At 65.9% G+C, this 25,547-nt stretch carries 17 protein-coding genes, 1 tRNA gene and 1 pseudogene; 9 read left to right on the forward strand and 10 right to left on the reverse strand.

Going from position 1 to position 25,547, the window contains the following annotated elements; translation table 11 throughout:
* The first annotated feature begins 49 nt into the window (after window positions 1–49).
* Window positions 50–790 (forward strand): PspA/IM30 family protein, encoded by a 741-nt coding sequence (locus MUG94_RS12785; protein WP_227906437.1) that lies wholly within the window; start codon window positions 50–52, stop codon window positions 788–790.
* Window positions 791–1,126: 336 nt separating this feature from the next.
* On the opposite strand, the gene MUG94_RS12790 is transcribed toward MUG94_RS12785, so the two are convergent.
* The 3 genes from MUG94_RS12790 to MUG94_RS12800 all read right to left on the reverse strand — a co-directional run bounded on the left by MUG94_RS12790 (window position 1,127) and on the right by MUG94_RS12800 (window position 5,695).
* A tRNA-Met gene (locus MUG94_RS12790) sits at window positions 1,127–1,203 on the reverse strand.
* A gap of 70 nt (window positions 1,204–1,273) precedes the next feature.
* Window positions 1,274–4,279 (reverse strand): UPF0182 family membrane protein, encoded by a 3,006-nt coding sequence (locus MUG94_RS12795; RefSeq protein WP_423724269.1) that lies wholly within the window; start codon window positions 4,277–4,279, stop codon window positions 1,274–1,276.
* Between the two features lie 252 nt (window positions 4,280–4,531).
* Window positions 4,532–5,695 carry a YlbL family protein gene (locus tag MUG94_RS12800; RefSeq protein ID WP_227892147.1) on the reverse strand — a complete coding sequence of 388 codons (1,164 nt, stop codon included), beginning with the start codon at window positions 5,693–5,695 and terminating at the stop codon, window positions 4,532–4,534.
* 297 nt (window positions 5,696–5,992) lie between these two features.
* Between MUG94_RS12800 and MUG94_RS12805 the strand changes: the two genes are divergently transcribed.
* Complete coding sequence (locus tag MUG94_RS12805) at window positions 5,993–7,423, forward strand: zinc-dependent metalloprotease (RefSeq protein ID WP_227906440.1); 1,431 nt, start codon at window positions 5,993–5,995, stop codon at window positions 7,421–7,423.
* A gap of 55 nt (window positions 7,424–7,478) precedes the next feature.
* On the opposite strand, the gene MUG94_RS12810 is transcribed toward MUG94_RS12805, so the two are convergent.
* Entirely contained in the window at window positions 7,479–8,132 is a 654-nt protein-coding gene (locus MUG94_RS12810; RefSeq protein ID WP_227906442.1) for a M48 metallopeptidase family protein, read from the reverse strand.
* A 137-nt stretch (window positions 8,133–8,269) separates the two neighbouring features.
* Here MUG94_RS12810 and MUG94_RS12815 point away from each other — a divergent pair, with 137 nt between their 5' ends.
* Complete coding sequence (locus tag MUG94_RS12815; RefSeq protein WP_227906443.1) at window positions 8,270–9,343, forward strand: ThiF family adenylyltransferase; 1,074 nt, start codon at window positions 8,270–8,272, stop codon at window positions 9,341–9,343.
* 29 nt (window positions 9,344–9,372) lie between these two features.
* On the opposite strand, the pseudogene MUG94_RS12820 reads toward MUG94_RS12815, so the two are convergent.
* Window positions 9,373–9,690, reverse strand: a pseudogene (locus MUG94_RS12820) (manganese catalase family protein); the annotation flags it as partial.
* Between the two features lie 31 nt (window positions 9,691–9,721).
* On the opposite strand from MUG94_RS12820, the gene MUG94_RS12825 reads away from it, so the two are divergent.
* Both MUG94_RS12825 and MUG94_RS12830 read left to right on the forward strand, forming a co-directional pair.
* Window positions 9,722–10,513: a GAF and ANTAR domain-containing protein gene (locus MUG94_RS12825; RefSeq protein WP_227906445.1), complete on the forward strand. Its 792-nt coding sequence runs from the start codon at window positions 9,722–9,724 to the stop codon at window positions 10,511–10,513.
* A gap of 102 nt (window positions 10,514–10,615) precedes the next feature.
* On the forward strand, window positions 10,616–11,176 hold the full coding sequence (locus MUG94_RS12830) for a hypothetical protein (protein ID WP_227906448.1): 561 nt from the start codon (window positions 10,616–10,618) through the stop codon (window positions 11,174–11,176).
* Between the two features lie 121 nt (window positions 11,177–11,297).
* Here MUG94_RS12830 and MUG94_RS12835 read toward each other — a convergent pair whose 3' ends face one another.
* Together MUG94_RS12835 and nudC are read right to left on the reverse strand one after the other, a co-directional pair.
* Entirely contained in the window at window positions 11,298–13,415 is a 2,118-nt protein-coding gene (locus tag MUG94_RS12835) for an ATP-dependent DNA helicase UvrD2 (protein ID WP_227892154.1), read from the reverse strand.
* A complete protein-coding gene (gene nudC / locus MUG94_RS12840; RefSeq protein WP_341481664.1) occupies window positions 13,412–14,329 on the reverse strand; it encodes an NAD(+) diphosphatase in 918 nt (305 codons plus the stop codon). The genes MUG94_RS12835 and nudC overlap by 4 nt, the downstream gene beginning before the upstream one ends.
* 186 nt (window positions 14,330–14,515) lie before the next feature.
* Between nudC and MUG94_RS12845 the strand changes: the two genes are divergently transcribed.
* The 4 genes from MUG94_RS12845 to MUG94_RS12860 all read left to right on the forward strand — a co-directional run bounded on the left by MUG94_RS12845 (window position 14,516) and on the right by MUG94_RS12860 (window position 18,324).
* On the forward strand, window positions 14,516–15,961 hold the full coding sequence (locus MUG94_RS12845) for a macrolide 2'-phosphotransferase (RefSeq protein WP_227906450.1): 1,446 nt from the start codon (window positions 14,516–14,518) through the stop codon (window positions 15,959–15,961).
* A gap of 364 nt (window positions 15,962–16,325) precedes the next feature.
* Window positions 16,326–16,712, forward strand: coding sequence for a GntR family transcriptional regulator (locus tag MUG94_RS12850; protein WP_227892157.1), 387 nt, complete (start codon window positions 16,326–16,328; stop codon window positions 16,710–16,712).
* Window positions 16,709–17,638, forward strand: a complete 930-nt coding sequence (locus MUG94_RS12855; RefSeq protein WP_227906452.1) for an ABC transporter ATP-binding protein — start codon at window positions 16,709–16,711, stop codon at window positions 17,636–17,638. Before MUG94_RS12850 ends, MUG94_RS12855 begins: the two co-directional genes overlap by 4 nt.
* Complete coding sequence (locus MUG94_RS12860) at window positions 17,635–18,324, forward strand: hypothetical protein (protein ID WP_227906454.1); 690 nt, start codon at window positions 17,635–17,637, stop codon at window positions 18,322–18,324. The genes MUG94_RS12855 and MUG94_RS12860 overlap by 4 nt, the downstream gene beginning before the upstream one ends.
* On the opposite strand, the gene MUG94_RS12865 is transcribed toward MUG94_RS12860, so the two are convergent.
* From MUG94_RS12865 to MUG94_RS12875, 3 genes are read right to left on the reverse strand one after another with little or no spacing between them, the layout of a single operon-like run.
* Window positions 18,321–21,842 (reverse strand): ATP-dependent helicase, encoded by a 3,522-nt coding sequence (locus MUG94_RS12865; RefSeq protein ID WP_227906455.1) that lies wholly within the window; start codon window positions 21,840–21,842, stop codon window positions 18,321–18,323. The genes MUG94_RS12860 and MUG94_RS12865 overlap by 4 nt on opposite strands.
* The gene (locus MUG94_RS12870) at window positions 21,839–25,099 is read right to left on the reverse strand and encodes an ATP-dependent helicase (RefSeq protein ID WP_227906457.1); all 3,261 of its coding nucleotides are present in this window, start codon (window positions 25,097–25,099) and stop codon (window positions 21,839–21,841) included. Before MUG94_RS12870 ends, MUG94_RS12865 begins: the two co-directional genes overlap by 4 nt.
* The gene (locus tag MUG94_RS12875) at window positions 25,096–25,500 is read right to left on the reverse strand and encodes an MGMT family protein (RefSeq protein WP_227906459.1); all 405 of its coding nucleotides are present in this window, start codon (window positions 25,498–25,500) and stop codon (window positions 25,096–25,098) included. The genes MUG94_RS12870 and MUG94_RS12875 overlap by 4 nt, the downstream gene beginning before the upstream one ends.
* Between the last annotated feature and the right edge of the window lie 47 nt (window positions 25,501–25,547).

Raw genomic sequence — 25,547 nt, forward strand, 5'->3', positions numbered from 1 at the left:
CATCAGTTTTTTCAGCAGATTCAGTTCGACAAACCGAAAGGCAGACACCGTGGTAAAGCAGTCAATCTTTGGACGCATCACCCAGCTGGCCAAGGCCAACATCAACGCCATCCTGGATCAGGCCGAAGATCCTCAGAAGATGCTGGACCAGATGGTTCGGGACTACAGCAACAACATTGCCGAGGCTGAGAGCGCCGTTGCCCAGACCATCGGCAACCTGCGCATGCTTCAGGATGACTACAACGAGGACATCCAGAATGCCCGGAACTGGGGCAACAAGGCCCTGGCCGCATCCCGGAAGGCCGATGAGTTCCGCGCGTCCGGCAACGCCTCAGACGCAGAGAAGTTCGACAACCTGGCCAAGGTCGCCATTCAGCGCCAGATGGCCTCCGAGAATGAGGCCAAGGGTGCAGAGCCCACGATCGCTTCCCAGGAAGAGATCGTGGAACGGCTCAAGACCGGCCTGGACCAGATGAAGGGCAAGCTCAACCAGCTGCAGAGCAAGCGCGACGAGCTGATCGCCCGCGCCCGCAACGCGCATGCGCAGACCCAGATGCACGAAGCCATGAAGAGCATCGACGTTATGGATTCGACCTCGGAGGTTGGCCGCTTCGAAGAGAAGATCCGCCGCGAAGAAGCCCGCGTCCGCGGCGCAAACGAGCTCGCCGCGTCCAGTCTGGATGCACAGTTTGAGAGCCTGGAAGACCTGGGCGAGCAGACTGAGGTTGAGGCCCGTCTGGCCGCTCTGAAGAGCTCCGGCTCAGGACAGTCCGCGATCGGCCAGAAGTAAGCACTAAGCGGCGCTGCTCGCCGGCGCTGCCGACTAAGGGCGGCACTCCCCTGTGGAGTGCCGCCCTTATCCTTTGCCGGCGACGCTTTCCGGCGTCCCCTTCCCCGAAGCCGGCGCTCAGCTAAGCCCCCGACGGTGAAGCGCGCGCCGTCGGAGGCCCAGCGGCAGCAGAACCCACAGCACGAGGAGCAACACGCCAGCGGGCCGGCCGTGCCCGATTGCCCATGCCGCGAGTCTAGTAGCGGCAGTGCAAGGGAGAGCGGGTCATCCCGGAACGCAGAGAATCCCGGCTGACATTTTCTGTCAACCGGGATTCTCTGGTGTTGCTGTGTTACGTGGTTGCGGGGGCAAGATTTGAACTTGCGACCTCTGGGTTATGAGCCCAGCGAGCTACCGAACTGCTCCACCCCGCGGCGTGATAGTTAACTCTACCCGCCGCGGGGCCCGGCTGCAAATCGGCAGCCGGGCCGCAGCCTCAACGCGTTAGTTACCCTCGGTGGGGGCAGGAGTTGCGCCCTCCGTGGCACCGGTTTCTCCGCCGCCGGTTTCCCCGGCAGCGGCGTCCATGGCTTCCTGCGCGGCGATGGCGCGCTGGATGGCGGTGTTGAGCTTGTCCTGCGCCGCACCGTAGGCGGCGAAGTCATTGTTTCCCAGCGCCGTCTGGCCTTCCTGGATCGCGGCTCCGGCATCGGCCAGCGCAGCGGCCAGGTCAGCGGCTGCCGTCGTGTCACCCGGTACCTCGCCGGTCCCGGTGTCCGGGGTCTGGCCTACGTTCTCGGAGTCGCCGGTGATGGCACCGGAGTCACCGCCGAAGACCTGGTTCAGGGCTTCATCCAGCGTGGGAGCGAAGCCGACCGTCTCGCCGAAGTTCACGAGCACGCGCTGCAGCGTCGGGTAGGACGCGTCACCGGAAGACTGCACGTAGACGGGCTGCACGTAGAGCATGCCGCCGCCCACAGGCAGGGAGAGCAGGTTGCCGTTGATGACCTCGGAAGCACCCTGGCGCAGCAGGTTCAACGCGTTGGAAACCGTCGGGTCCGAGTTGAACCGGTTCTGGGCCTGGCCGGGACCGGGGACCACGGTGTCGGTGGGCAGCGACAGCAGCCGCAGCTTTCCGTAGTCCTCGCTCTTCACTCCGGCCTCGCCCGTTCCGGCATCCGCTTCGGCTGACAGGAAGCCGTACAGCACGTTGCGGGCTTCGCCGTTGGGCGAGACAAACGGAATAAACGGAGTGGTCAGGGAGAACGCTGTGTCATCCTGGCCCGGCATCTGCAGGGACAGGTAGTACGGAGGCTGCTTCACCTCGGCGTTGGCCACAGTGGGATCGTTCGGCACGGACCAGGCGTCGTCGTTCTTGAAGAACGAGTCCGCGTTGGTGACGTGGTACTTGCCCATCAGCTCACGCTGGACCTTGAACTGGTCCTCCGGGTAGCGCACGTGCGACATCAGCTCGGCGGACATCTCGCTGTACGGCTTCAGCGTGGACGGGAAGACTGCCTGCCAGGACTGCAGGAGCGGATCCTGGTCGTCCCAGGCGTACAGGGTGACGGAACCGTCGTAGGCATCAACGGTGGCCTTGACCGCGTTGCGGATGTAGTTCACCTTGTCCGCCGGAAGGGCTGCGGCACCCGTGGTGAGGGAGTCAGTGGTGGCTGCCTGCAGTTCCTGCTGGGTGGAGTACGGGAAATACTTGCTGGTGGTGTAGCCGTCCACAATCCACTGGACCCGGCCGTCGACAACGGCCGGGTAGGCATTGCCGTCCACTGTCAGGTAGGGAGCAACCTTTTCGACGCGTTCGCGGGGATCGCGGTCGTAGAGGATCTGCGACTCGGGGTTGATGGCGTCCGAGAGCAGCATTTCGGTGGACTGGAACTTGATGGCGTAGACCAGCTGGTTGAACAGATTGCCCACGCTGGGTCCGCCGTCGCCGTCGAACGTTGTCTGGGACTCGGTGTCCGAGTCGCCCGTCTGCGGGCGGTCGATTTCCTGCGGTGCCGAACCCTCGGGTGCACCAACCACCGAGTAGTCAGGTGATGATTCGCCAAAGTAGATCCGGGGTTCGTAGTCGCCCAGAACGCCGCTGGAGGGGATGCCGGATTCCATGAAGCTGGGCTTGCCGTCGGCCTGGACCGTTGATCCGCGGGCCGCGACGACGCCGTAGCCGTGCGTATAGAGAATGTGTTCGTTGACCCAACCGTCGGGAACGCCGTCGATGTTCAGTTCACGGACTGCAATCACCGTGTCCTGGGTTTCGCCGTCGATGTCGTAGCGGTCCACGTTCAGTGTTTCCGGGAACTGGTAGTACTGACGGAACTGCTGCAGCTGCGAGAAGGCCGGGGACACGACGTTCGGATCCAGCAGGCGGATGTTGGAAGTGGTGCCTGAATCGGCTGCCAGCGCGCCGGCATTTGCTTCAACGGTGGCCTTGTAGTCAATGACTTCGGTTTCATCCAGGCCGTAGGCCTCACGTGTGAGGTCGATGTTGCGCTGGATGTACGGCTCTTCCTTGCTCAGCTCGGAGGGCTTTACCTGGTACTGCTGCACGATCCACGGGTAAACGCCGCCGGCAACAATGGCCGTGATGATGAGCATGGCCGTACCGATGATCGGCAGGCGCCACCGGCCGATGACGGCGGACACGATGAAGAGCAGCGCCACGATCACCGAGGCAACGGCGAGGATGGTCTTGGTGGGGATGACGGCTTCGACGTCGGTGTACAGGGCACCGGTCCAGGTTCCCGAGGTGCTCAGCAGGGTGTCATAGCGGTCCAGCCAGAAGTTGGCGGCCTGCAGGAGCAGGAAGCTTGCCGCAATGACGGCAATGTGGATCCGTGCCTGGCGGGAGGTGAAGATGCCCTTTTCCTCCAGGCGGATGCCGCCGTAAAGGTAGTGGGTCAGCAGCCCGGCGATGCCCGAGATGACCACGACGCTGATGAGGAAGCCGACGATGAAGCCGATGAACGGCAGCTGCGTGAGGTAGAAGCTGAAGTCCAGACCGAACTCGGGATCCTGCTGGCCAAAGTTGCGGCTGTTGAAGAACAACAGCGCCTGCTGCCACATGGACATGGCCGCGGTGCCGGCAAACCCGCCGACGACGATGGGGATGCCGATCATCAGAAGCTTGCGGACGGGCTCAAGCTGGGCCTGGTAGCGGTTCAGGTTGTCCTGCAGGGCGCTGTCCGGAGCATAGACGGGCCGCGAGGCGTAGGCGGCCCTGATGGTCAGGAAGACACACAGGGCCATCACGATGAAGGCGCTGAGGAACATCGCGATCCGCGTCAGGTTTTCCTTAACGAAGACTTCGAGGTAGCCCAACTGGTTGTACCAGAGGACGTCCGCGTAGACCTGGGAAAAATAGACGAATCCAATTACGAGGACCGCCACGACAATCAGGGTGGCAATCAGCGGGCTCGGTCCGCGCCTTTTGCCGGGGCGGGCGCCCGCGCTGGGGCTGGGTCGGGAAAATGGGCCATTAGGTCCGGAAGTCACTGTTACCTCATCGTTCGGTGCGTCGGTCCACGGCGCCTGCAACGGGTATTACAGGACATTTTTTCGTCCCCTTTGCAAGTTGCCGTGCTTTCTCATTCTGCCTTGTCTTTATTGCGGCGGGCCACCTGCCGTGCCCATCGGCAAGAACCTTTTCACGATCGTGATCGGCCGGCCGGCGCGGCCGGCACCATTTGGCGTCCTTTTTAGGCGGCTGCTCCCCCGGCTTGGGCTGCCATGTCACCGGGGCAACGCCTAGTCAGCCGTGCATTGCGCGAGCCCTGCAGGGTCCGACCCGGCGGCCAGCTCTTCAACGGCGCTGCGGGCCTCGTCCAGTGTGGACACCCGGACGACGTCGAGCCCGTCCGGGATGTTGCCTGCCACTTCACCACAGTTGTCCGCCGGTGCGAGGAAGAACTCTGCGCCGGCGTCGGCCGCGCCCGCCATTTTCTGGGCGATGCCGCCGATGGCCCCGACGTTTCCAGCCGAATCAATGGTCCCCGTTCCGGCAAAGTGCTTTCCTCCGGTCAGTTCTCCGGGAGTCAATCGGTCGATGATACCCAGGGCGAACATCATGCCCGCAGAGGGGCCGCCCACGTTGTTCAAAGCGATGCTGACATCAAAGGGGAAGTCGAAGCTGGTGGCCAGGTAGATTCCCAGCTGGTAGGAACCGGCGTCGCCGGGAACGGGAGTCAGCGCCGCCGTTTGTTCCTCGCCGTCGCGCCGGTAGGTGACCTCCACCGGGTCGCCGCCGCTCTCCTGCAGTTTGGTGCGGAGGGTGTCGATCCCGTTGATGTCCGTGCCGTCCACCCTGATGAGGGTGTCTCCGGGCTGCAGCACACCGGAGGCGGGCGAATCCTCCACCAGGTCCGCCACGGCAAGCTCTTCCGTGAAGGCGATGTCCAGTTCGCGCAGCGCCGCCGCGACGGCTGCTTCCTGCGAGGAAGTCATGGCTGCTGCGTTCTGCTCATCGACCTGTTCGCCTGTGGTTCCGCGCGGATAGACGAATTCCTCGGGAACGACGGCGTCTTCCGGATTCAGCCAGGCGCCAACGGCTTCGAGGAAACTCATGGCGCTGCCCGGGCCACCCGAGACATAGACCGTAGTAAGGTCCAGATCACCGTTCGTGGGATAGGTCTGGGACCCTTCAATTTCGATGAGGGGCGTGTCTTCCCCGTTTTCACCTTTCACGGTCCCCACGGTGTTGAAAGTGGGTCCGGGCGATTCCACGACATACGGCGCCGGCAGGAAGACAGCAACGGCTCCCAATGCCAGGGTCAGCGCCCCGGAAATCACCAGCGCGCGTGAGCGCGGGTCGGTGCGGTGGAGGGAAGGGCTTTGGCCGGGCACCGGAGCGTTGAAGGCAGCCGGGTCGTGCGGAGGTACAGGGGGGTCGTACGGATTATCTGAGGGGCGCAAGTGGCCAACCCTTTTCTGAGATGGGAACCCGATGCAACCCACTGAGGCTGAACGGTGAAGACTGCCACCCAGCCTACGCCGCGACGCCAAAACCCGCGGACATTTGCACGCGGAGGCGCTTTGCCAAGAGCGAACGCATCGGAGAATGCGGGACAGGCATCCCGGCATGCCGGTAACGTAAGGAAACCATGGTCGCTGATCAGCGGTCCATGGCCCGGAGCAGTTGCCGGCCGGCGGCCGGCTGACCTTCCTGCTTCGCGCAATGCACGTCAATCTTCCACAGGACCGGTGGTATCCATGAGCTCCAACCCTTCCGACTCCGGGGATACACCCCAGGATCCGCTTTCCGAGATGCTTGCCCGGCTCTTTGGCGGAGCGGGTGCCGGCGGCATGGATCCCTCTGAACTGGCAAAGGCGGCAGGACTTCCGTCGGACCCCAATGCGATGGCCATGATTTTCCAGCAGGTCCAGGCAATGTTCAGCGCTCCCTCCGAGGGCCCGGTTAACTGGCAGCTGGCCAAGGACAATGCCCGCCGTGTTGCCGCGACGGACAGCGATCCCTCGGTGTCGCCGGCACAGCGCCGCGAAGTGGACGAGGCGCTGCACCTCGCTCAGCTCTGGCTGGACCCGGTCACGGATTTCGCCTCCATCTCCTCCCTCGGTCAGGCATGGAGCCGGGCCGAATGGGTCGAAGCCACCATGGACTCCTGGAAGCGGCTTACGGAGCCGGTGGCGGTCAGCATTTCACAGGCCCTCTCCAACGCCATCACCACCCAGATGCCCGAAGAGATGAAGGCCATGATGGGTGGAGCTTCCTCCATGCTCGCCAATATGGGCGGAGCCATGTTCGGCATCCAGCTGGGCCAGGCCGTTGGCGCCCTCTCCAAGGAAGTTGTCAGCTCCACCGACATCGGCCTTCCGCTGGCTGGCGGAACCATGGCGCTGCTGCCGGCAAACGTTGCCAAATTCGGTGAAGGCCTGGACATCCCCGAGACTGAAATCCGGCTGTATCTTGCAGTCCGCGAAGCAGCCCATGCCCGCCTTTTCACCCATGCGCCGTGGCTGGGTGCCCACCTCTTCGGCACCATCGAGAGTTACGCGCGCGGCATCCACATCGACATTTCCAAGATCGAGGAGGTGGCCCGGGACCTGGATCCGTCCAACCCCGAGTCCATCCAGGAGGCCCTCTCCGGCGGCGTCTTCCAGCCGGAGCAAACGCCTGCCCAGGCCGCAGCACTGGAACGCCTCGAAACGGCGCTGGCTCTCGTGGAAGGCTGGGTTGACGAGGTCACCGCAGCCGCCACCGTCAATCTGCCCTCCGCCGGCGCCCTGCGCGAGATGATCCGGCGGCGCCGTGCCAGCGGCGGCCCCGCAGAGCACACCTTCTCCTCGCTCGTGGGCCTGGAACTGCGGCCGCGCCGGCTCCGCGACGCTGCCGCCCTCTGGTCGCAGCTTCGCGAAGAACGCGGCGTTGCAGGCCGCGACGCTGTGTGGGAGCACCCGGACCTCATTCCCACTTCCAAGGACCTCGACGACCCGCAGGGCTTCAGCAAGCGGCGTGAGCTGCTGGACGCTTCGGATTCCGACGTCGACGCCGCTCTGCAGCGCCTGCTCGAGGGCGGGTTTGACACGCCCGAGGAGACCGCTGGGAACAGCGACGATTCAACGGACAGCGACGGAGAGAGCGACGGTTCCGGCGACAGCGACGGCGGAACCCCCAAGCCTTAGCGTTCCCGAACAGGGACCAAGCTTCCGGCGAAGGCCGGGCAGCCAGCCGGTGCGGCTAGCTGCCCGGCCTTTCTGCGTCCGGATCGTCGGCACCCTGGTCCTCCCCCATGGCGCCGTCGAGTCCCCGAGCGGAGGCAAAGGCCGCGCCTTGCAGGTAGGCCTTGGCGGTTTCGGTCTGCGGGTACGCATCGAGCAGGCGCCAGAAGGCTGCCGAGTGGGATGCCTCAATGAGGTGGGCCAGCTCATGCAGCAGCACATAGTCAACCACCCAGCCGGGCATTCCCTGCAGCTTGTCGGAAAGCCGGATGGTCCCGCGTGCCGGTGTAGCCGAACCCCAGCGCGAATTCTGGTTGCTGACCCACCGCACCGAGACCGGCCGGGCGGCGCCGCCCAGGTACTGCCTCGACAGCTCCGCAGCACGGCCGGCAAGCTCATCCGTTCCGGCCTTCGGATCCGGACGCTTGGTTTGGGCCGTGCGCTGTTCCAGCCTCGCCACCATGCGCTGCACCCATTCTGCTTCTTGAGCAGTAGTGAAGTGTCCGGGAATCGAGATGACTGCTTTTCCGTCCCTGAAGGCAGCATTTACCGTTCGCCGGCGCTTGGCTGAACGGCGCACTTCAATGGGAATTCCCGAGTTGGTCACGGACGGCACAGCGGTTCCGGCGGATTGGCGATGGCGCGATAAACGGGGCGATTCTCCGGAAGGCATGCCTTAACCCTAGGCGAGGCGGAGCAGCAGCTGCGCACCTGTGGATAACCTCTCCCCGCATTTGGACGCGTGCCAAGATGGCGCAACAGGCCCATCCCGCCTGCTGTTGACCGACCATCGGAGTGTTGGAGGTATCCATGCGGATCAACCCCGGATTGCATGTGCTGGCTCTCTCCGGTTCTGCCCGGCAGTACGGGCTGGGTCCGGCAGCGCTGGTCCTGCGGGGACTTCAGCAAACCGATCTTGCCTTCCTTGCCGCCCTTCGCGAGGGCCTTCCGGACGGCATGGAAGCGGCCGAAGGCCACCGTCACCATGTTCCCGCCCAGCGGGCACATGCCCTGCTCCAGGCATTGGCCCCGGTCCTTCTCCCTTTCCCGGACGCGGCCGGTACGGCTGAGCCGGCTGTCCCGGCGCTGCGCCTTGAACGCCTCAGCCGTGACAGCGACCGCCTTTCGGCCGCGTACGGCCTGAACGGATCCGTCATCCTGCGGCGCCGCTCCCGCTGCGCGGTTGAAGTCAACGGGCTGGGCCGCACCGGGTCACTGCTCGCCCAGGCACTGGCCGGGGCCGGAGTGGGAACCCTGGTGCTGTCCGATCCGGGGGTGGTCCTCCCGTCCGACGTCGGGCCGGGCTACCCGCTGACGGACCAGGGAATGCGCCGGGCGCAGGCGGTGAAACGGCACGTCTACCGCCTCGATCCCACGGTCCAGGTCCTCCTCGCCACCGGCGCCGACGGTTCCGGCCCGAAGCGGGCACATCTGGACCTGGCCGTCTGGGTGGGCACACCGTCCCTTGCCGGACGCACGGCCGGAGCCCCGGCAAGCGAACATCCCCATCTTGCGGTCACTGTGCAGGAAACCGGCGTCGACGTCGGCCCGCTGGTCGTCCCCGGGCTGACGCCCTGTCTGGAGTGCCTGGACCGACAGCTGGCGGACGGCAACAGCACCTGGTACTCCGCGGCAGACGCCCTGGGACGGCGGCAGATTGAAGCGGCACCGGCCGGAGAGGAAACCTCCGGTGCCGTTGCCGCTGCCGGAGTTGCCGCGGGGCAGGTGCTCGCGTTCCTGGACGGCGTGGTCCAGCCAGCCACTTGGTCGGCTGTGCTGGTGCTGCGGGCTGCCGACGGATACGCAGGCCTGAAAAAACTCGCGTTCCATCCGGACTGCGGCTGCAGGCTGCAGCAAAGGGGATCCCCGGCGCAGGCATCCTAGCGCGCTTTTTCGAGGGCGGCGGCAGGGCAACCGCGGGTAAGCCCGGCGATGGCCTGGTCAGGCGGGACGGCGTCGTCGGTGATGCCGAGGGGTGCCTTTTCGAGCCGCTGGGCGATCATGCCGGCGAGCATCTGCGCGTGCCCCGTCTCCTCCGCCGCAATCCCGTAAAATAGACGTCGGTACTTGCCGGGCAGGTGCGAATTCCAGGATGGGAAGCTGTACTGCATTGCTGCGGTAACTTCACCGTACTGTCCGCCGGGCACTTCCTGAAGCTTGCGTGCGCAGACGGCGTCCGGCTTCTCGGGCGTTGCCTTGAACTGACGTTCCTGCTTGTTAAAAACACTCAATATTGGCAGTAGGGGTGGAGAGGACCACCAAATGCAACAGATGCAGGGGATGCAGACAGAGGTTGGGCATGCACTGGAGAGCCATGGCGGAACGCCCGACGCCCTGGACAGCTTCTTGCTGGACCGGTTGGAAGACGTCATTCTCGCGAGCTGCGCGGTCCCGGAATTCCTGCAGAGGCTGGCCGTCCTTACTTCGGAGATCTTTTCGACGGACACGGACCCGGTACTCACCGCCATAGCCCTGCTCCGGGACCGAAAGCCCGTCTGCATGGGGTTCAGCAGCGAGCCGCCCCCGTCCGTCGAGAAGCTGGAGTATGCCTTTCGCCGGGGACCGGCGAAAGCGGCCGTGACCGACGGGGCCGCCGTGCAAATCTCCGACCTTCAAAGCGACACCGCCGGGGGTCCCTACGGCGACGTCGCGCAGCGGCTTGGCGTTCGCTCCCTGATATTCGTTCCGCTGAACCTCGACACCGAAGGGCGGGCCGGGCTGACCCTGTACTCGGCCCGTCCCCACCGGTTCGATGCCGGCGACGTTTCCCGCGCGGAGGCGTACTCCCGCCGTATCCTCAAGCCGCTCCGCATCGCCGCACGCCTGGCATCGCGGGAAGAACAGTCCTCAGACCTCAGGGCAGCGCTGGAGTCCCGCACCACCATCGACCTGGCCATGGGCATTGTGATGGCGCAGAACCGCTGCAGCCAGGATGAAGCCTTCACCATCCTGCGGTCCGCCTGCAGCCGCCGCAACATAAAGCTGCGGGACCTGGCGGCACAGGTGGTGGCTTCAGTGGGCGAAAGAGCGCCACGGACGCACTTTGATTCCTGACGCAGCCGCCCGGTCCTCCCGGTTTGCTCCCGCCAAGGTCCGGCTTCTACGCTTAAAGCAGAGGCTCAGCAGTGTGCCCAGGAACTCTTCTTTTGGAGACCCATGGACCACAAACTGCGTGTCCTCGTCCGGCTTGATGCCGACCCCGGCGACGCGGTCCTGCATGTGTCGGGCTGCCTGACGGCCGATAGCTGCCGCGCTCTGCCACCCCTGGTCCGCGAAGCCGCTGCCCTGGTGGACGGAAACCGGATCACGGTTGACCTGACAAAGGCACGGCACATCGAGCGGGAAGCTGTCGCTTTCCTGCGCAGCGGCACCGATTTCGGCAAGTCCGGACTCATGGTCAAATGCCCGGATCCGCTGCCCCAATGCCCGGCTCGGAAGCCGTCGCATCGGAGGAACCAGCCGACTCAGGAATATTTGCGCACCCAAGGTCAGTCTGTGCTGTCGTTGCCGGATTTGCCGGCGGACCCGCTGGACACCGAAACTCTGGCAGCCCTTCCTCTCCCAACGCTGCAGGCCCTGACGGACCGGGTTTTTCACCAGCTGGATTCCGATTTTCCATCTGCCTACGCCCTCGAATGGTACAGCGCGCTGTCCGGGGAATGGGCCCGTCGCACGGAACAGGACACAGCCCGCAGCACCACGCAGATGTGCGAATGAGCCCATTGACGAACTCCCCCCGCGTCTGCACGCACCGTACGCCGTCGACGTCGCCCGCACGCAGGCGGGCGGCCAGCCTCCGGAAGACGGCGGGCGCCTCCCTGCCGCGGCCGGAACCCTGCTAGTTGTCCGCCAGCACCCGCAGGACGGCCTCCCCGTAGCGCTCCAGCTTGGATGGTCCGACGCCGGGCAGGGTGGCCAAGCGGTTCAGTGACGGCGGGCGGTCCTCGGCAATCGCCACCAGCGTGGCGTCGGTAAAGACCACGAACGCCGGGATGCCCGCCTCCGATGCAGCTTCGCGGCGCCACTCCCGCAGTGCGTCGAACGTGCTTTCCTCATAGGTCACCGGGCACTCGCCGCAGCGCCCCACCTTGCGTTCGGCACCGGTCGTGAGCAGGGTTCCGCAGACGCGGCACTTGGCCGGGCCGCTGGCCTTGCGCCGGGCAGGTGCCTTGGGTGCAGCTGTCCGCTGCAGGTCGCGGGTGGTCTGCGGCCGCAGCCCGTCCAGGAACCGGGACGGCTTGCGGTTGGCACGGCCTCCGGGCGTGCGCGCAGTGGACCAGGAGAGATTCAGGTGCTCCCGGGCACGGGTGATACCCACGTACAGCAGCCGCCGTTCCTCATCCACGGCTTCGGGCGTATCCGCGAAAGAGATCGGCATCAGCCCTTCACTCAGCCCCACCAGGAACACCGCATCCCACTCCAGGCCCTTGGCGGAGTGCAGCGAGGCGAGGGTGACGCCCTGGACCGTGGGGGCATGCTGCGCAGCGGCCCGCTCGTCGAGCTCAGCCACGAAATCCATCAACGTGAAGATGGCGTCGGGGTCCTGCGTCCGGTTGGCATGCAGTTCATCGGCCAGCGACACCAGCGCTGCCAGGGACTCCCACTTTTCCCGCACGGCTCCCCCGCCGGCCGGAGCCTCGGGGCTGTAGCCCAGGGACACCAGGATGTCCCGGACCAGCTGGGGCACCGGATCATTGCCGACGGAGCGGGAAGCTGCGCGCAGCTGCAGCATGGCATCACGCACTTCGCGCCGCGCAAAGAACCGCTCTCCGCCGCGCAGCTGATAGCCGATCCCTGCACTGGCGAGCGCCTGTTCATAGGCCTGGGACTGGCCGTTGGTGCGGAAGAGGATGGCGATTTCGGCAGGCTTCACGCCGTCCTTGATCAGCGCTTTGATGCGTTCTGCCACGGAGGCGGCCTCGGCGTCGTCGTCGGCGCATTCCGTGAAGGTGGGCTCGGGGCCGGCCGGACGCTGGGCAATCAGCTCCAGGGGCTTTGGCCACGGCGGCGCGAACCGCGAGCGCTCCCCCTCCGCCGTGCGGGCGGCAAGGATCCGGTTGGCCAGGCCCACCACCTGGGGCGTGGAGCGGTAGTCCCGGACGAGCTTGACGATGGGCGCGTTGGGAAAGCGCGACGGGAATCCCAGGAGGTGCTTGGAGGTGGCGCCGGTGAACGAATAGATGGTCTGGCTGGAGTCGCCCACCACGCAGAGCTCGTCGCGTCCGCCCAGCCACAAATCCAGCAGCCGCTGCTGGAGCGGGGAGACGTCCTGGTACTCGTCCACGACGAAGTGCCGGTACTGGTCCCGCACCGTGGCGGCAACCCGTTCGTCCTCCTGCAGGATGCCCACCGTGATCAGCAGGACATCCTCGAAGTCGATGACGTTGCGGTCCACCTTGACGTCTTCGTAGGCCTGGAAGATGCGGGAGATCGTGATGAGGTCAAACCCGGCCGGGGCATCGCGCCCCTTGGCTGCGGAGACATAACTCTCCGGGGTGAGCATGGAGACCTTGGCCCACTCGATCTCGGCGGCGACGTCACGGATGGCGGCCCGGTCGGTGGAGAGCCGCAGGCGCCGGGCAGCCTCCGCGATGAATTGGGCCTTGTGGCTCAGCAGGTCCGGAAGCTGGCCGCCCACCGTCTGCGGCCAAAAATACTGCAGCTGCTTCAGGGCGGCGGCGTGGAAGGTCTTGGCCTGCACTCCCCCGGCGCCCAGATCCCGCAGGCGGGTGCGCATTTCTGCTGCGGCGCGGGCAGTGAACGTCACTGCCAGTACGCGCTGCGGCTTGTACACGCCGGTGTGCACCCCGTAGGCCATCCGGTGGGTGATCGCGCGGGTCTTACCGGTGCCGGCACCGGCGAGGACACACAGCGGGCCGGTCAGGGAGGTGGCTACTTCACGCTGTTCATCATCAAGACCTGCCAGGATGCGGGCTTCAACAGAGTCGCCGCTCATGCCTGCGCCTCGAGCTCCGGTTCCTCGATCGGTCCTCCATACCAGCGTTCGATCAGGTTCCGGGCAATGGAGATCCCGCTGGCAATGGTGATTTCGCCGCTGGCGACGGCCTCCCCCAGCTCTTCGCGGGTGAACCAGCGCACGTCGGAAATTTCCACGCCGTCGGGTGTGGTCGCTGTGTCCTCGGTGCGGGCGGTGAAGCCCAGCATCAGCGAACAGGGGAACGGCCAGGGCTGTGAGCCCAGGTACTGCGGGGAGTGGACGGTCAGCCCGGATTCCTCGGCCACCTCACGGATGACGGCCGCTTCCAGTGATTCGCCCGGCTCCACGAATCCCGCCAGCGTGGAGTAGCGGTTGCCTTTCCACGCAGCGGCAGAGCCGAGCAGGATGCGGTCCTGCGGGTCGGTGATAGCCACGATGACGGCCGGATCCGTGCGGGGGAAATGCTGGCTGTTGTCCTCGGGGCAGCGGCGGACCCAGCCGCCCTGCTCGGGAACGGTGGCGGCGCCGCAGCGCGGACAGTGGGTATGCGCGGCATGCCAATTGGAAATGGCTGCCGCCTCCACAAACAGGGCCGCGTCAAGCTCGCCCAGCAGGACGGCAACTTCGCGCAGCGATGCCCACCGGGCGCCGTCGGTCTCCAGCAGCGGATCCTCTTGGGCCAAGGTCACCAGGACGACGTCGGTGCCCGCCGGCTCCTGCGCGTCCGCCAGGGTGCGGCCAAGATAAATGGGCACATCCCCAAAACCGATGTCCGCCACCGGGCCGAGCACCACTTCGGTGCTGTTGATCAGGGCCTTGCCCCCGGCCATGTACATGACTCGGGTGGCCGGGTTTGTGCGAATCTGCTCAAAGAGGTCCGCGGCGACGCGGCGGTCAGAACCGCGGTCCACTGCCGTGCGGGCCAGCGGCAATAATCCTAGAGGGGGTACAACTGCTACCGGTGCTGGGCTGCTCATGTCTCTACCGTACTGACTTGCACCCCCCAACCTGTAGTTGGCTCCGGACTACCTGTGCAACGTGAGTTATTGCTCACGCATCCGGCGACTCGCCGCCAGCCTATGGTTATTCGCGCCACATCAACCTCTACGGTTGAAGATGTGAAACGCACCCCCATGGAATTGGCCGCAATGGCCAGCGCCGCCGTCCCCGGGCTCGCCCCCACCGGCGTCGCAGGCTCTCCCGACGACGCCGCTGACTTCGACTCCGCCATCCTGGTTGACGAAGCCGGAAAGCAGTGGCGGGTACGTTCGCCCAAGCACATCGATGCCAGCATGCGGCTGGAAACCGAGCTTCTGGTGCTGCGGGCCTTCGTGCCTGCGGTGCGCGCGGAGCTCCCCTTCGCCCTCCCCTACGTGGCAGGAACCGTCCGCCAGGGCGACCTCTGCACGTTTGTCTACTCCCATCTGCCCGGTTCCACCCGGGACATTGATTCCCTCGTGGCCGAGAGCGGGCCGCTGCCCCGCGAAGTGGGGCGTGCCATGGCTGCCATCCACAGCCTGCCGCATGACCTGGTAAACGACGCCGATCTGCCCAGCTATTCGGCGAACGAGTTCCGGCAGCGCAAGCTCAACGAACTGGACCAAGCCGCCACCACAGGCAAGATTCCCCCGGTACTGCTGCGCCGCTGGGAACATGCCCTCGAGGATGTCACCCTGTGGCGCTTCAACCCTTCGGTGGTTCACGGGGACCTGCACGAAGACAACCTGCTGGTTTCCAACGGCCGCATCAGTGCCGTGACGGGTTGGACGGACCTCCGCATCGGCGACCCCGCAGATGACTTTGCCTGGCTGATCGCCGCCAACGATCCCACCTTCACCGACGCCGTGCATGCCGCCTACAACGCCGCCCGCTCGGAAGCGCCCGACCCCCACCTGATCCGCCGGGCGGCCCTGTCGGCGGAGTTCGCACTGGCGCAGTGGCTGGTGAGGGGCGTGGCAGCAGAAAACCCCGGAATGGTTGCCGAGGCTGAGGAAATGCTCGCCACCCTCGAAGCTGACATTCTGGAGCAGGAAGCCGCCGAAAAGGCCGAGCAGGACAACGCCGCTGCCGTTGCTGCCGAAAGCGCCGCGGCGAACAGGGTGGCCGCCGCGGAGAAAGCAGCCGCGGCTGACGCCCAAGCCCAAGCCTCAGCCTCAGCCTCAGCCTCAGCCTCAGCCCAGGCTGCCGCACCTTCAGTGGTGTTGCCCGCCTCCCATCCGGCTCCGGCCCAGAGCCCCACGGTCAGCGGTGCCGTCAGCGCCGGTTCTTCCCGCGTCAGTGTCATGCCCATTGAGGCTGAGCCCCTTGAAAGTGAAACAGACGGGTCAGCGGAGCCGCAGAAATCCGCGGAGGCAGCCACGGGTGCCATCGCCGTGGTTCCCGCGCCGAAGGTCACCGTCCCTCCCACTGAAGCCGTGATGGACAAAGCGCCTGACGCGGCGTCCCCCTCCGCCGCAAACACTGATGCAGCTGCCGTGGTGCCGCACGCGGATGCCGAATCAGGGACAAAGCAGCAGAAGAACGTCCCGGCCAAAAAGAAGTTTGGTCCGATCAAGAAGAAGTAAGGAAGCGCGGGACGCCTCTGTCCCGGCCTGCACCACGCGCCTACACCACGCGCCGGCACGGGAACCCGCGGGCACCAGCCCGCGGGTTCCCGTGCTTCCAGCCTTGGCACTTCCAACCCTGGTGCACCCATGCCTAGTGCGCCCATGCCTGGTGCACCCATGCCTGGTAGACCGCTGCCCAGAGGCGCCCTGCGGGCCCTCCTGAAATTCTGCCGGCTGGATTTCCAGAGCTCGAGGCGCTTGTCACTGCACCCAAATGGTTCTATGGTTAGTTACACAACCAACTAACCAACCAACCGGGGTCAGGCCTTTCACCGGTCCCCGTTTGTGAACCGAGGCAGGTCATGATCCGCAGGCCACACCCGTGAATGTTTTCGATGACACCCGTCCCATCTTTGTGCAGATAGCCGAGCGCATCGAAGGGGACATTTTGGATGGTGTCCTCCCGGAGGAAGCTCAGGTTCCCTCCACCAACGAATTCGCTGCCTTCTACCGGATCAATCCGGCCACTGCGGCCAAAGGCGTCAATCTGCTGGTCGACGAGGGACTTCTCTACAAGCGACGCGGTATCGGAATGTTTGTTGCGCCCGGAGCCCGCGACGTGGTCCTGACCAAGCGCCGCGAACAGTTCTACCGAGAGTATGTACAACCCGTCGCCGATGAAGCGCGAAAGCTGGGTATCGGCACCGAGGAACTTACCGAGCTCATCCACCGCAGTGCCGTCGAACACGAAGGGACCCCGGCACCATGAACGTCGTAGAAACCCGCAACCTCACCCGACGCTATCGAGATCAGCTGGCGTTGGACAACGTGACCCTCTCACTGGCGGCCAACCGCATTTACGGCCTGCTGGGCCGCAACGGAGCCGGAAAAACCACATTGATGTCCATCCTCACCGCACAGGCCTTCGCCAGCTCCGGGGACGTTCGGATCTTTGGTGCAACCCCGTTCGAGAATGAGCAGGTCCTCTCCCGGCTCTGCTTTGTCCGCGAGTCGCAGAAGTATCCCGATGATTTCACCATCCGTAACGCCCTCGATGCAGCGGCGCTGTTCTTCCCCAACTGGGACAAAGACCTGGCTGAGGTGCTGTTGGCTGACTTCCAGTTGCCCGCTCCGAAAAAGCACCGGATCAAAAAGCTCTCACGCGGCCAGCTCTCGGCCGTCGGAGTCATCATCGGTCTGGCCTCCCGCGCCGAGCTGACCTTCTTTGACGAGCCGTACCTCGGCCTGGATGCCGTGGCGCGCCAGCTCTTCTATGACCGGTTGCTGACCGACTTCGCCGACCATCCCCGGACCATCATCCTTTCCTCCCATCTGATCGATGAAGTGGCCAACCTGCTGGAACACGTGATCGTCATCGACCACGGCCGCATCATTATGGATGACGAGGTGGATGCCGTCACGGGCTCGGCCTTCGCCGTCGCGGGTTCCGCCGCCGCGGTGGAAAGGTTTGTGGGTGAACGGCCCATTCTGCACCGGGACTCACTGGGTGCGCTTTCCTCGGTGACTGTGGACAGCCCGCTGACCGCGGACGACCGTGAGCTTGCACGGACCCTGGGGCTGGAACTGGCGCCGGTCTCACTGCAGCAGTTGATTGTCCGGCGAACCCTCAAAGCAAATGAAGAACCCGGTTTCCGGGACGAAATCGACAACACGGATCTGGAGGTGCTGCGATGAACCGGCCGCTGGCAGTGGCTCGCATGCAGCTGCTCAACAAATGGATTTACTTCGGAATCCCAGCGATCATCCTCATCTCCTCCACGCTGATCGCAGTGGCGATTCTGGCGGTTATCCCGGACACCGGCGGCACCAGGATGGCGCTCTCCGGCCAGTCCGTCATGTGGTACTTTCTCGGCATCGGCGTGCAGGCTCTCACCCTGACTTTCCCGTTCTCGCAGGCCATGAGCGTCAGCCGGCGCTCTTTCTACATTGGAACCCTGGGCCTGTTCGCCGTCATGGCCCTCGGGCTCGGCGTGCTCTACTGGCTCCTCGGCCTGGTGGAGGAAGCGACCAACGGTTGGGGCGTGAACGGCGCCATCTTCGCGATTCCCTGGATCGCGCAGTCTGCCTGGTACACGCAGATCCTGCTCTACTTCGCGCTGTCGACCCTGCTGTTCATGTTCGGCTTCTGGTTTGCCACGGTCTACAAGCGGTGGCGCACTACAGGCCTGCTGGTTGCCCTTATCGGGTTCGCAGTGATCCTGCTGGGGGCAGCGGCTTCGGCCACCTGGACGGACTCCTGGGCAGCGGTGGGAGCCTGGTTTGTCCAGCTGACGCCTCTCGCGCTGACTGGTTGGCTCCTCTTGGGCGGCGTCGTGCTGGCGGCCGGCTCCTACGGGACCCTCCGCCGGGCCACACCTTAGGCGTCTGTCGAGTTTGCCGCCCGGATGATGTCCTCGAGTTCCTTCTCGCCCAAGAGGTTGAAGGGACGGATCAGCTTGTCCGCCGCCACGTAGTAGAAGGCTGCGTTGACCTTCTCCAGCGGAACCTGCTTCAGTCTGGCCCACGCCAGCCGGTACACGGCCAGCTGGACGGAACGGACTTCCAGCTTTTCCTTGGTCGGCGGTGCTCCCGTCTTCCAGTCGATCAGGTCCCAGGTTCCGTCGGTGTCCAGGAAGACGGCGTCGATGCGTCCGCGCACCACCACCGCGTCCACCCGGGTTTCCACCGGCACCTCGATGAACGCCGGAGTGCGCTGGGCCCAGGGTGAGGCCTCGAACGTGGCGATCATGTCTTCGAGCCGGTAAGCCTCATCCACGTAGGCGTCGGCGGCGCCGGGGTGCTCATCGATGTCCAGCATGCCGCTGGTCCCGAAGAACTCCTCCACCCAGGCGTGGAAAGCCGTTCCCTTCCGTGCGGCCATGCCCGGCTCCCGCGGCACGGGCCGCCGCAGCTGCCGGGTGACTTCCTCCGGATCATCTTTGAGGTCCACGAGCAGGGAGGCGGAAATGTGGGCGGGCAGTTCGACCTGCACCACCTGGTTCGGCGGGCGGTGCCTGGCCAGGACGAGCTCCACTTCTTTTGCCCACCGAGTAGGCTCGAACACGCTTCCGGAGGACTCCTGCGGCTCCTCTTCCGGAAGTGCGTCAGCGTCGGTGAGGATGTCAATCTCCGACTGTCCCACGCGGCCCGACTGCCGGGCCGCCGCTTCGAGGACAGCGACCGCCGCTGCCTCCATGCCGCTCCGCCGCTCCCCCAACGGGTCGATGGGCCAGCTCCTGCGCTGGACATCGGAATTGGCGGGGTTGGAGTCCCCTTCATCGCCCTCATTCACCCATGACATGAGGTGGAAGCCTGCGGCTCCCGCTTTGCCGAGGTCGTAGAGATCCTGCAGATAGCGGGAAACCGCCGTCGGCTTGGACCGCCCGCCGCCCCACACGCTGGAGGTGCAGATCAGCACGTACTTGGCCCGGGTAAAGGCGACATACGCCAAACGGCGTTCCTCGCGCTCGGCATGCCCGCGTGCGTCCTCGCTGAAGGCTTTCTCGCTGTCCACCCAGCTCTTCTGATCCTCCTGTTCCCAGTCCCACTGCGGAAGATCGGGTGCATCGCCGCGCAGCGGCCAGGGAATCGCCCCTTCACCGCTGCTCCAGCGCGAATCACGGTCATTGGGGAACTGCCCTTCGTTCAGGCCCGGAATGACCACCACGTCCCATTCCAGGCCCTTCGACGCGTGGACGGTCAGCAGCTGCACAGCCTCGCGGCTGGCTTCCAACTGGGTGACCGGAAGGCCGTTTTCTTCCTCGTTGGCCGCCTCCAGCCATGCCAGGAAGGCCATGAGGTCCACCCGGTCACTCGAGGAGCTGAAGGTGGCGGCGGCATCGACAAAAGCGTCCAGGTTCCGCCGCGACTCATGAATGGTGATGCCGGGCTTGGCCGCCACTTCAATGTCCAGCAGAATCCGGCGTTCAACTTCTCCGATCAGGGTGGTGAGGTCCTCCCCCACATAGCTGCGCAAATCCCGCAGTTCATCGCGCAGCAGCGTCAACCGGCGCAGCCCTTCGGCGGAGATGGAACGGCCCGCGTTGGAAACCCAGTCGGGACGCGGCAGGGAATCAACGGCCTCCACCAGGGAACCGGCTTCGGCCATGTCGGCTTCCACCACGGTGTCGGTGCCGTCCGGCGCCTCGTCGGGACGGTGGACATCGGCAGCGTCGGCCACGGACATCGCCCGTTCCCGAACCCGCACCAGATGCCGGGACCAGTCCGCCAGGGCCATCAGGTCCGCCGGGCCAATCCGCCAGCGCGCGCCCGCCAGGATCCGGAGCATGGAATCCGAGCGTCCCGGATCCCCCAGCACCCTCAGGACCGCCAGCACATCCACCACTTCCGGTGTGGAGAGCAGCCCGCCAAGGCCCACGATCTGCACGGGAATCCCGCGTGCTTCCAGTGCTTCGCGGATGGGCCCGAACTGTTTGCGTCCGCGGCACAGGACGGCCACGGTGGGCTGCAGGTCCTTGCCGGCGTCGTCGGTCTCGAACCGCCGCCTGCGGTGCCGCAGCACCTGTTCGGCCACGGCGTCGGCCTCGCCCAGGATATCTTCCGCGTCTTTGGTGGCGGGGACCGAAACATCCGCCAGATAACGGCCGAGATACACCTCACCCAGGGGCGCCTTCGGCTTGGCCTGCAGCTCGGGAACGTGCGGCAGCCGCTGATGTTTCAGCCAGGGTGCGGTGGTGTTCAGCGGCGCCGACACGGCGTTGGCGGTGGCCAGGATGGAGGTGGCGTTGCGCCAGGCCACGGAGAGGTTGGCCACCGGGGCCAGCGCCCGGGAACCGTCGGGCAGGAACAGGGGGAACTGGTCCCGGAAGGTTCCCAGCTGTCCGGCGGATGCCCCGCGGAACCCGTAAATGGACTGATGCGGATCGCCCACGGCGGTCACGGCACGGCCGTCGCCGAAGAGCTGGGAAAACAGCACCATTTGGGCGTGGGACGTGTCCTGGAATTCATCCAGCAGGACCACCTTGTATTTCGCCCGCTCCATTTCCACGGCTTCTGGGATGGTGGCCGCAATCCGGGCCGCCAGCTCCACCAGGTCGCCGAAGTCCAGCTGCCGGCGCTCGGACTTGGCCCTGCGGTAGTTCTCGACCAGTTCCGTGACGGAAATCCGGGTACGCAGCCGGTTCATCAGCTTCTGCACGGCCGCGGTTGCCGGTTTGGTTTTTCCGGCCTGATACGGCAGGCCGGCAACGACGGCAAGGTGCGCTGCCAGGTGCTCCCGCACGTGGGCGGGGTCCTGAAGGTGCTCGGCACATTCACCGGCCATCTGCAGCACGCCGTTGACCAGCGTGGACTTGGCGGCCGTGAAATGTTCAAACTCCCCGGTGTAGGCCTCGACAACTTCGGTGGCCAGCTGCCAGGACTGGGCTCCGCCGAGCATCACGGAATCCCGCTCCACGCCCAGGCGCAGGCCGTAGTCGTTGACGATTCCGTTCGCGTAGGAGTGATAGGTGGACACCGTCGGGTCCAGCCGGGCATCGGCACTCTCATCAGGGTCTACACCGCCCGGAATCAAGCCCGGGTCTGCGGTGCCGGCGGAGCGGACCCGGTGGAGCAGGTCCAGGCGCTGCCGGATCCGGGTCTCCAGTTCACCGGCCGCCTTGCGGGTGAAGGTCACGCCCAGGATTTGCTCCGGGCGCACCAGCTGGTTGGCCACCAGCCACACCACCCGGTCGGCCATGGTTTTGGTTTTGCCTGAACCCGCGCCGGCAATGACCAGCAGCGGTTCCAGGGGCGCCTCGATGATGCCGATCTGATCCTCCGTGGGATACAGCACGGGACTGTGGGGGTCAGTGTGCAGCAGTTCGGCCAGCTCGCGCGCCGAATACCGGGGAGTGCCGGGAACCTCGGGGGGAAGGGCTTCGGTCGTGGCGGCACTCATTCGGTGACCTGCTTTCCTTCGGGACAGAGCGGGCAGATTTCGGGGAGCCGGCAGCCGTGGCCGCCGAATCCGCTGCGGGTGGGATCGTGCACGGTGTCAAAAGCCGCATCGGACATCAATTCCGCTGCTGACCGGATCATGTCCTGCGCCCGGGTGTCTTGAGGGTCCAGCGGCGGCTGCTGCTGGACGGACACGCCTTTGCTGGTGGTGCCCAGCTGGACCAGTGCCGCCCCGCCGGGAAGGGACGACGGCGCCGGCGGCGCCGGAGCGGTGCCGTCCTCTTCCGCCGGTTTCAGCCGGTTCACCGCCCCTTCCCGGACGGCCTCCTGATAGGCGGCCAGCTGCGGATGCCCTTCGAGCTCATCCTTCTTGGGCGCCGATTTGCCGGTCTTGAGGTCAACAATGAACAGCCTGCCCTCGGCGTCGATCTCCAACCGGTCGATTTGTCCGCGCAGCAGGGCCGTCCGCTCCTGTCCGCGGATCTCCACGGATATTTCGGCGGCAAAGTCGCGTTCCACGTCCACCAGCGACCGTCCCTCCTGCCGCATCCTGATGACGTACTCAGCGAGTTTCCGCACCATGGTTTCGGCGCGCTGGAAATCCACTTTGCCTTCCCAGTTGTCCTTCATGCCCAGTGCCGGCCAGCGCCGCTGGAGTTCGGCGACATATTCGCTTCCGGAGGCGTCCGGCAGGTCCTGCGCAATCTGGTGCACCAGGGTTCCCAGCGAACGGGCGAAGTCGGTGGCCTGTTCCCCGCCGGCTGCGGAGACGAACCAGCTCAGCGGGGATTTCAGCACGGCGTCGACCTTGGACGGCGACACCGGAATGGGAGTCTCCTCCGGAATCACCGGAGCGTCCGTGGACAGGGGCGCCAGTCCCCACCATTCGGACGGCGCAGCGCCGGGAACGCGCACGGGGTGGTTGAGCATGGTGCCCAGATGGTGAACGGCCTCGCGGGCGAGCTCCGGTTTTTCCCCGGGCTGCTGTGCATGGGCCCGCAGCTCCGCGACGAGCGAGCGCAGCGTGAGCGGACGCAGGACCTCGGTGCGTTCGCGCTTCATCGCTTCCGGGGGAAGGGGCTCCACCAAGTCCAGAAACGGGGAGGGCTGTTCATCATCGGAGGACACCGCTGTGCAGATCAGCAGCTCCCGGGCACGCGAGACGGCGGTGGAGAAGCTGCGCAGTTCATCGTGGCGGGTGGCGTGCATCAGGGTTTGCGGGCTGCGGTGCCTGGCGAAGCCGTCGCCGTGCTCAATGGCCGCCACCAGGTCTCCGCTGCCCAGCAGCTCTCCGCGCAGCCGAAGATTGGGCCAGACTCCGTCCTGTACACCGGCGACGATGACCATGGGCCATTCCCGTCCCGCGGCGCTGGCCGGGGTCAGCAGCTCCACGGCGTCCCGCCGCTGGGCACGGGCGGCCAGGGTATCCATTGGCAGCTCTGAACTGGTCAGGTAGTCCAGGAACTGGGCCGGAGTGGAGCCCGGCAGCTGGTCAACGTAGCGTTCGGCGGTCTGGAACAGGGCCATGATGGCGTCCAGGTCACGGTCCGCGCGTGCGCCGGCAGGGCCGCCGGAGAGCGCCGCTTCGGCCCATTTCTTGGACCAGCCGGAGACTGACCAGAGTGCCCAGAGCACGGTTTCGGCGGTGGCTCCGGGCTGGTCGGCCGCAGTGCGCCCGGCGCGCAGCATGGCGGCCAGCCGCTGGGCTGCACGTGCTTCCCAGGTCAATCCGGCGAGGGCCAGCCCGCTGGGCGACAGCGGATCCTGCAGTGCCTCCACCAGCAGGACATCGCTGGTGCGTCCGCCTCCGCCGCGCACTTCTTCCCGCCGCAGTGCCTGGCGCAGCCGGCGCAGTTCAATCGAGCTGGCGCCGCCGATCCGCGAGGTCAGCAGTGCCACGGCCGTTTCGGGCGTCAGCAGGTCAGGATTCAGGACGACGGCGAAGGCGTCGAGCAGCGGCCGCACGGCGGCTTCATCGCGCACCGCCTTTTCCGCAACCGGAACTTTGACGTCGATCCCCTGTCCGCTGAGGTACCGCTGGATCCGGGCCAGCTGACCGCCGGTGCGGACGATCACGGCCATGTCTTCCAGCCTCCGCCCGTCCAGCAGCTGCGCCTGGAGAATACGCTGGGCGATGTACCGCAGTTCGTGCATGGGTGAATCCACGACGTGTGCCTCCGCCCGTCCGGCAGGTTCCGCGCCGACGGCGGGAAGAACTGCGGCCCGGTAGCGCGGCAGCTGCCCGACCACGGAGATTCGAGACGCCGTCCGCAGCCAGGCGGCGGCAATCGACCCGGTAAGCCGGTGCTGGCCGGACAGCACGAAGGTTTGCAGGCCCTCCCCCAGTGTGCCGGAGAGTTGGCCCAACAGGTCAGGGCGGGCTCCGCGGAAGCCCTGCACCACGGTGTCGGGGTTGGCAGTGACCACGGCGTCTCCGCCGCCGGCGAGCAGTCCCAGCAGGGCGTGGATGGCCGGGTTTGCTTCCTGCAGGTCATCCACGAGGATGAGCTGGAAGCGGACTCGTTCGGCGGCCAGGAATTCGGGATCGGTTTCCAGGATCTGCAGTGCGCTGGTAATGATGCCCGCCGGGTCAAAGGCCTCCGGCATGCGGATGTCCAAGACGTCGCGGTACTCCTCGTACAGGGCGGCGGCGGCAACCCAGTCCGGCCGGTTGTGCCGCCGTCCCAGATCGGCAACCTGGTCCGCGGAGATGCCGTATTCGATGATGCGGTCAAACAGCTGCCGGATTTCCTGCCGAAAGCCCCGCGTCGGCAGGGCAAGGTCCAGCGATTCCGGCCAGGGCAGGGCCGGGATGCCCTGCTGGCCGTGCCCTTCCAGCAGTTCCTTAATGATGACGTCCTGCTCGGCCCCCGAAAGCAGCTTTGGCGCCCGCGTGATGTACGGCAACCGGCCTTCGGCTTTGGCCCGCCGGATCAGGTCAAAGGCGTAGGAGGCCCAGGTGCGGGCCGGCGAGGTGCTCAAGGTTCCCTGCAGCCGGGCGGAGAGGGAATCCCGCAGCGCCGCGGCGGCCAGGCGGGTGGGTGCCAGCAGGAGGAGTCCGGCCGGGTCCAGTCCGCGGCTGATCCGCGCAACGGCTGCTTCCACCAGCACGGTGGACTTGCCGGTGCCCGGGGCACCCAGCACCAGGACCGGGCCGCTGCCGGCGGGCAGATCCACGACGGCCTGCTGGTCCGCGCTCAGTTCCGGGGCCTGTGCGGTTGCCGCGGAGGGCCCCACCAGTTGCAGTTTTACGCTCATGCCTCTACTTCATCACGTCCCGCCGACAGTTCCTGACCGCGTGCTCCCAGCGCCGTGCGCAGGCTTTCGAAGACTGTCCAGTCCGTCTCCGAGGGAAACCAGCGGGCAGCGCCGATCCGCACCCGGTAGCCGGCGCCGTCGTCGTCCGGTTCCCCGCTCACCGGCGTGCCTTCAGACAGGTAATGCGCCCAGGCACGCTGCCCGTGGCCGCGGGGCGGCTCGCCGCCGGCGCGCACCACGCGCCACCAGGGCAAGCCGTCCCCGTGGCGGGACAGAACCGCGCCCACCTGGCGGGGGCCACCGCTGCTGAGGATTTCCGCCACATCTGCGTAGGACAGGACGTGCGCAGCCGGTATCAGCCCAATCACCGACCGCACGGCTTCGACGTAGTCATTGCGCATATACACCAGCGTAGTCCGGGCGCACGGCGCACGGAATCTTCGATTGT

The sequence above is a fragment of the Arthrobacter gengyunqii genome (genome assembly GCF_023022985.1).
Taxonomy (GTDB): domain Bacteria; phylum Actinomycetota; class Actinomycetes; order Actinomycetales; family Micrococcaceae; genus Arthrobacter_B; species Arthrobacter_B gengyunqii.